The sequence below is a fragment of the Streptococcus oralis genome, assembly GCF_001579175.1.
GTDB lineage: Bacteria > Bacillota > Bacilli > Lactobacillales > Streptococcaceae > Streptococcus > Streptococcus oralis_O.
In genome coordinates, this window is sequence record NZ_KQ970760.1 from 319,224 (window position 1) to 325,668 (window position 6,445).

At 40.3% G+C, this 6,445-nt stretch carries 8 protein-coding genes and 1 pseudogene; 7 read left to right on the forward strand and 2 right to left on the reverse strand.

What is annotated here, in order from left to right; genetic code table 11:
• Nucleotides 1–244: pseudogene (locus SORDD24_RS11315) on the reverse strand (hypothetical protein); the annotation flags it as partial.
• A gap of 286 nt (nt 245–530) precedes the next feature.
• A complete protein-coding gene (locus tag SORDD24_RS05880) occupies nt 531–1,082 on the reverse strand; it encodes a DUF1307 domain-containing protein (protein ID WP_061408573.1) in 552 nt (183 codons plus the stop codon).
• 136 nt (nt 1,083–1,218) lie between these two features.
• Here SORDD24_RS05880 and SORDD24_RS05885 point away from each other — a divergent pair, with 136 nt between their 5' ends.
• From SORDD24_RS05885 to SORDD24_RS11685, 7 genes are all read left to right on the forward strand, one after another.
• A complete protein-coding gene (locus tag SORDD24_RS05885) occupies nt 1,219–2,256 on the forward strand; it encodes a M42 family metallopeptidase (RefSeq protein WP_061408576.1) in 1,038 nt (345 codons plus the stop codon).
• A 1-nt stretch (nt 2,257) separates the two neighbouring features.
• On the forward strand, nt 2,258–2,719 hold the full coding sequence (locus tag SORDD24_RS05890; protein ID WP_061408579.1) for an HIT family protein: 462 nt from the start codon (nt 2,258–2,260) through the stop codon (nt 2,717–2,719).
• Between the two features lie 17 nt (nt 2,720–2,736).
• Nucleotides 2,737–3,453 carry an LD-carboxypeptidase LdcB/DacB gene (gene ldcB, locus SORDD24_RS05895; protein ID WP_061408582.1) on the forward strand — a complete coding sequence of 239 codons (717 nt, stop codon included), beginning with the start codon at nt 2,737–2,739 and terminating at the stop codon, nt 3,451–3,453.
• A gap of 122 nt (nt 3,454–3,575) precedes the next feature.
• On the forward strand, nt 3,576–4,001 hold the full coding sequence (gene rplK / locus SORDD24_RS05900) for a 50S ribosomal protein L11 (protein ID WP_061408585.1): 426 nt from the start codon (nt 3,576–3,578) through the stop codon (nt 3,999–4,001).
• A gap of 97 nt (nt 4,002–4,098) precedes the next feature.
• Entirely contained in the window at nt 4,099–4,788 is a 690-nt protein-coding gene (gene rplA / locus SORDD24_RS05905; protein WP_012130534.1) for a 50S ribosomal protein L1, read from the forward strand.
• 484 nt (nt 4,789–5,272) lie between these two features.
• Nucleotides 5,273–6,031: a class I SAM-dependent methyltransferase gene (locus tag SORDD24_RS05910; RefSeq protein ID WP_061408588.1), complete on the forward strand. Its 759-nt coding sequence runs from the start codon at nt 5,273–5,275 to the stop codon at nt 6,029–6,031.
• Nucleotides 6,032–6,117: 86 nt separating this feature from the next.
• Nucleotides 6,118–6,445: adenine phosphoribosyltransferase (locus SORDD24_RS11685; RefSeq protein WP_231082692.1), on the forward strand; the 328-nt coding region annotated here is incomplete at its 3' end.

The window sequence follows — 6,445 nt, forward strand, 5'->3', positions numbered from 1 at the left end:
CCCCCTTTACAGTATAAGTCAAGGTAGAATGAATTCCAGGTTTGCTATTGTGGACAAATGTGTGGGTTTCTGTCTCATCTTTCTTTTCAGATGATTGTTGGCTGCTCTGCTTTGTTTCGCTTGACTGAGCAGTTTTGTCTTCCTTGGCACTACTATTGGTAGGAGTTGATGCTTGTTTAGAGCATCCCATTAGAAGGACGAGAGCAGCCGCAAGGACAAGAGATGTTTTAAAGTAAGATTTCATATCCATTGCTTTCCTTTCATAATCAAAGTATTTGTATTATAACACGAATGGAGGATGCAAGCAATCAGAAGAAGCTAGTAAACAATTCCATTGACAGTAAAAAGATATGCTTGGATTTGCCTTCTTGGCTAGCTTCTAGCTCTTAATCTCCATTTCATTTGATCAAGGACTTCATTTTGATTGATTTCCTCGTGATATAAGAAAACACCCCAAAGATAGCTTGGTGACTATCGTATGGGGTGGCCATTATAAGGTCAGGTTTTTGTCTGTTTTTAAGGATGAAAGATTAGTTGCTTTCTTCAGTGAATCCCATTCCTTCTAGTGCTTTTTTAGAGTTTGAGAAGCTGACACGATTGCCGATACCAGAATATTCTTCAGGAAGTGCTTTTCTAAGTTCGCTAATGCTTGCAACTGAGAAGTCTACTTCGAGATCTTGAACAACTTTTCCATCTTTGATTTCAATCGTTTGTTTAACACCTTTGAGTCCATTATAACCTTTGTACTTTTCTTCGATAAAACTCTTGACATCTTCTGGAGTTGCACCAATGATTTCAGGATCAGCAATGTTATGAGCTGATTGCTTGATAACATTGTCGCCGTCTACAGTATAAACCAAGGTAGAAGTGATTCCAGAATTGCTTTTGTTGACAAAGGTATGTGTTTTAGTTGTTTCTTTCTTTTCAGATGATTGTTCAGTGCTTTGTTTGCTCTCACTTGACTGAGTTGTTTTGTCTTCTTTGCTACTGCTGTTGGTAGGTGTTGATGCTTGTTTGGAACATCCGAGCAGGAGGACAAGTGAAGCCGCAAGGGCAAGTGAGGTTTTAAAGTAAGATTTCATATCCTTTACTTTCCTTTCATAATCAAAGTATTTGTATTATAACATGGATCCATAGTGAAATCAACTAGAAGGATAAGACCCTTTTCCAAAGGGATTCAGCTAGAAAAGTGATATAATGGTAGGAAGAGGTGAAGAAATGAATCAAACTGTAAACTATATCAAAGAATTAACCGCTATTGCATCTCCAACAGGCTTTACTCGTGAGATTTCAGACTACCTAGTCCATACTTTAGAAGAGCTTGGTTACCAGCCGGTTCGAACAGCTAAGGGTGGTGTCAATGTGACCATCAAAGGTCAAAACGACGAACAACACCGCTATGTAACTGCCCATGTGGACACACTTGGAGCCATTGTGCGTGCAGTCAAGCCAGATGGTCGTCTCAAATTGGACCGGATCGGTGGTTTTCCTTGGAACATGATTGAGGGAGAAAACTGTACTGTTCATGTGGCTAGTACAGGTAAAACGGTATCTGGAACGATCCTCATCCACCAGACATCTTGCCATGTCTACAAAGATGCTGGAACTGCAGAACGAACGCAGGACAATATGGAAGTGCGTTTGGATGAAAAAGTGACCAATGAAAAAGAAACGCGTGCCTTGGGTATTGAGGTTGGAGACTTTATTAGTTTCGATCCGCGAACTGTCGTGACAGAGACTGGTTTTATCAAGTCTCGCCACTTGGATGACAAGGTTAGCGCGGCAATTTTGCTCAATCTTCTTCGAGTTTATAAAGAAGAAGGAATTGACTTGCCAATGACGACACACTTTGCTTTTTCAGTCTTTGAAGAAGTGGGTCATGGTGCTAACTCAAATATTCCTAATCAGGTAGTAGAATATCTAGCTGTAGATATGGGAGCTATGGGCGATGACCAGCAGACGGATGAGTATACAGTGTCTATCTGTGTCAAGGACGCTTCAGGTCCCTATCACTATGACTTCCGTCAACACTTGGTAGCTTTGGCGAAAGAGCAAGATATTCCATTTAAGCTGGACATCTATCCATTTTACGGTTCGGATGCTTCGGCAGCTATGTCTGCAGGAGCAGAAGTAAAGCATGCCCTCCTTGGAGCTGGTATTGAGTCCAGTCACTCTTATGAGCGCACCCACATCGATTCAGTAGTAGCGACTGAGCGTATGGTTGATGCTTATCTTAAGAGCGAGGCGGTATCATAGAATGTGCTTAATCTGTCAGAGAATCGAACTCATCAAAGCTGGAGAAAATCCCTACTTTGTCAAAGAACTAGAAACAGGCTATGTGGTTATTGGGGATCACCAATACTTTAAGGGCTATACCTTATTTTTAGCAAAAGAGCATGTTACAGAACTCCACCATATGGAGAATCCTGTAAAATTTCGCTTTTTAGAGGAAATGAGTTTGGTCCAAGAAGCAGTCGCCAAAGCATTTGAGGCTGAAAAGATGAATATTGAACTCCTAGGAAATGGCGATGCCCACGCTCATTGGCATCTTTTTCCGCGAAGAGCAGGTGATATGAAGGGGCACGGACTTAATGGCCGTGGCCCAGTCTGGTGGGTGCCCTGGGAAGAAATGGCAGCAGAAGATTGCCAAGTACAATCGCCAGAGCGGGAAGAGATGATTAAAATCTTATCTCATGAATTGGAGAAGCATTTGGCCTAAGAGAGAGGAAGAAAGAAATGAAAAAAAGATATGTCATTTTATCTGGTTTACTAGCATTGACTCTTGCAGCTTGTTCGCAAGAAAAAAAGAAAGTTGAAGAAAATACTCAAAAGACGGAGCAAAGCAGTCAACCGGAAGGAACTGTAGGCAGCAAATCTCAAGCTTCTAGTCAGAAAAAGGCAGAAGTTAGCAATAAAGGAAACTATTATAGTATCCAAGGAAAATACGATGAAATCGTTATAGCTAATAAGCACTATCCTTTGTCAAAAGACTATAATCCAGGAGAAAATCCAACAGCTAAAGCAGAGTTGCTCAAACTAATCGCAGCCATGCAGGCTGAGGGCTATCCAATCAGTGACCAATACAGTGGTTTTAGAAGTTATGAAACTCAAGCTAAGCTCTACCAAGACTATGTCAATCAAGACGGGAAGGAAGCAGCAGATCGCTACTCAGCTCGCCCAGGTTACAGTGAACACCAGACGGGTCTAGCTTTTGACCTTATTGGGACAGATGGTGATTTAGTTACTGAAGAAAAGGCAGCCCAGTGGCTCTTGGACCATGCGACTGACTATGGCTTTGTTGTTCGTTATCTCAAAGGCAAGGAAAAGGAGACCGGCTACATGGCAGAAGAATGGCATCTCCGCTACGTTGGAAAAGAAGCCAAAGAAATTGCTGCAAGTGGTCTCAGTTTGGAAGAGTACTATGGCTTTGAAGGCGGAGATTACGTTGATTAAAAATGAAAGTTTTCTCTTGCATTTTTAGATAAATAGTGTATAATGGAAAGGTATGTGTAAAGCATACTTGTGGGAGGTAAAAATCTTACATTACCGCCAAAACCACAAAGGAGGATTTAGAAATGGCTAAAAAAGTCGAAAAACTTGTAAAATTGCAAATCCCTGCTGGTAAAGCTACACCAGCTCCACCGGTTGGACCTGCTCTTGGTCAAGCTGGTATCAACATCATGGGATTCACAAAAGAGTTCAACGCTCGTACAGCTGATCAAGCTGGAATGATTATTCCAGTTGTTATCTCAGTATACGAAGATAAATCATTTACTTTCATCACTAAGACACCACCAGCTGCTGTTCTTTTGAAAAAAGCTGCAGGTGTTGAAAAAGGTTCAGGTACACCTAACAAAACGAAAGTTGCAACTGTTACTCGTGCACAAGTACAACAAATTGCTGAAACTAAGATGCCAGATTTGAACGCTGCAAACCTTGAGTCTGCAATGCGTATGATCGAAGGTACTGCTCGTTCTATGGGATTCACTGTTACTGACTAATAGTAATAATCCTATTTGCCCGCAATACACTTGATCATGAGACGAGTGACGTGGGAGATGAAAATCGATATGACCACATTACAAGGAGAAAGATAAAATGGCTAAAAAAAGCAAACAACTTCGTGCTGCTCTTGAAAAAATCGACAGCACAAAAGCATACAGCGTAGAAGAAGCTGTAGCTCTTGCAAAAGAAACTAACTTTGCAAAATTTGACGCAACTGTAGAAGTTGCATACAACTTGAACATCGACGTTAAAAAAGCTGACCAACAAATCCGTGGTGCAATGGTATTGCCACACGGTACTGGTAAAACAGCTCGAGTTCTTGTTTTCGCGCGTGGTGCGAAAGCAGAAGAAGCAAAAGCTGCTGGTGCAGACTTCGTTGGTGAAGATGACCTTGTTGCTAAAATCAACGACGGTTGGTTGGACTTCGATGTAGTTATCGCTACACCTGACATGATGGCTCTTGTTGGACGTCTTGGACGTGTCCTTGGACCTCGTAACTTGATGCCAAACCCTAAAACTGGTACTGTAACTATGGATGTTGCTAAAGCAGTTGAAGAGTCTAAAGGTGGTAAAATTACTTACCGTGCAGACCGTGCAGGTATCGTACAAGCTATCATCGGTAAAGTTTCATTTGATGCTGATAAATTGGCTGAAAACTTTAAAGCTTTCAACGAAGTTATCCAAAAAGCAAAACCTGCTACAGCTAAAGGAACTTACGTAACTAGCTTGACAATCACAACTACTCAAGGACCTGGAATCAAGGTTGACGTGAACTCACTTTAATCAATAAATATATAAAAAACGAGTGCGAAAGTGCTCGTTTTTTTAGGTACGACGGGCATTCCGTTCATCTGAGGTGTAAGTCCTCTGTGGCTACCATATACTAGTAAACCCAAAAGTGATTCCCAAGCCTGACTATTGTGAGTAGCTGATCGAACGGCATTAGGATAGACTGTTTAAGTCTGACGTTGGAAATAAGAATCGACAGAGAAAGAGATAGAGAAATCTTGGCTATACGAATAGGCATGTGATAGTAAAGCGTATTTAGGAATAAGGAGGCCAGCAACTCTAAAGTACAAATATGTAGTCGTAACCTATATGCGTAAACTACGTGAGCAATTGAATTCGAACTAGAGAGGTGATTAATAGATTTATGCTATAGTCATGGCAACTTGTATGCTTTTGATCCTAGTTTATCAAATAATAGATTAGAATTGTCAGATAATATAATTTTATGTTATAATGAAGAAAAAATAGAGGTGTTCAAATGTCAGAAGCAGGTCATAAGTTTTTAGCAAAACTGGGGAAAAGACGTTTACGTCCAGGTGGAAAACGTGCTACAGATTGGTTAATTGCGGAAGGAGGATTTTCAAAAGAAAAGAGAATACTAGAAGTTGCGTGCAATAGGGGAACTACAGCAATTGAGTTGGCACAGCGTTTTGGTTGTAAGATAACTGCTGTTGATATGGATGGACAAGCCTTAGAAGTGGCTAAAAAATCTGCTGAAATGGCAGGTGTTGGTCATTTGATTAGATTTGAAAGAGCAAATGCAATGAAACTTCCTTATGAAGATGCTAGTTTTGATATTGTTATAAATGAAGCTATGCTGACTATGCAAGCCGATCAAGCTAAGAAAAAATGTGTAATGGAGTATCTAAGGGTTTTAAAACCTGAAGGTCTTCTTTTGACACATGATGTGCTTCTTAAGGAAGCTGAAGAGTCTGTCAGACAGGAATTGTCACAAGCAATTCATGTAAATGTAGGTCCTTTAACTCAAGATGGTTGGGAACAGGTGATGATAGAATCAGGTTATCGTGATGTGAAAATATTGACTGGTGAAATGACATTAATGAAATTATCAGGTATGATTTATGACGAAGGTTGGCTAGGAACTTTGAAAATTTGCGTAAATGCTTGTAAGAAGGAGAATAGAAAGCAGTTTTTAACTATGTATAAAATGTTTGCTAAGAATAAACAGAAATTGGGCTTTATTGCTATGGCTAGTTATAAATCGTCAAATCGTTAGATAATTATTGGAGTTAACTTTTCCTTGTTTCTTTCTTAAAAAATATGCTATAATAGAGAGTAAAAAACTTTGAAAGAAAGAAAAAGATGAATTTAAAAGATTATATCGCAACGATTGAAAATTATCCTAAGGAAGGCATCACCTTCCGTGATATCAGCCCATTGATGGCAGATGGTAATGCCTATAGCTATGCTGTTCGTGAAATCGTTCAGTATGCAACTGACAAGAAAATCGACATGATCGTGGGTCCAGAGGCTCGCGGATTTATTGTTGGCTGCCCAGTTGCTTTCGAGTTGGGAATTGGCTTTGCACCTGTTCGTAAACCAGGAAAATTGCCACGTGAAGTGATTTCAGCTGACTATGAAAAAGAGTACGGTATTGATACCTTGACCATGCACGCTGATGCCATCAAAC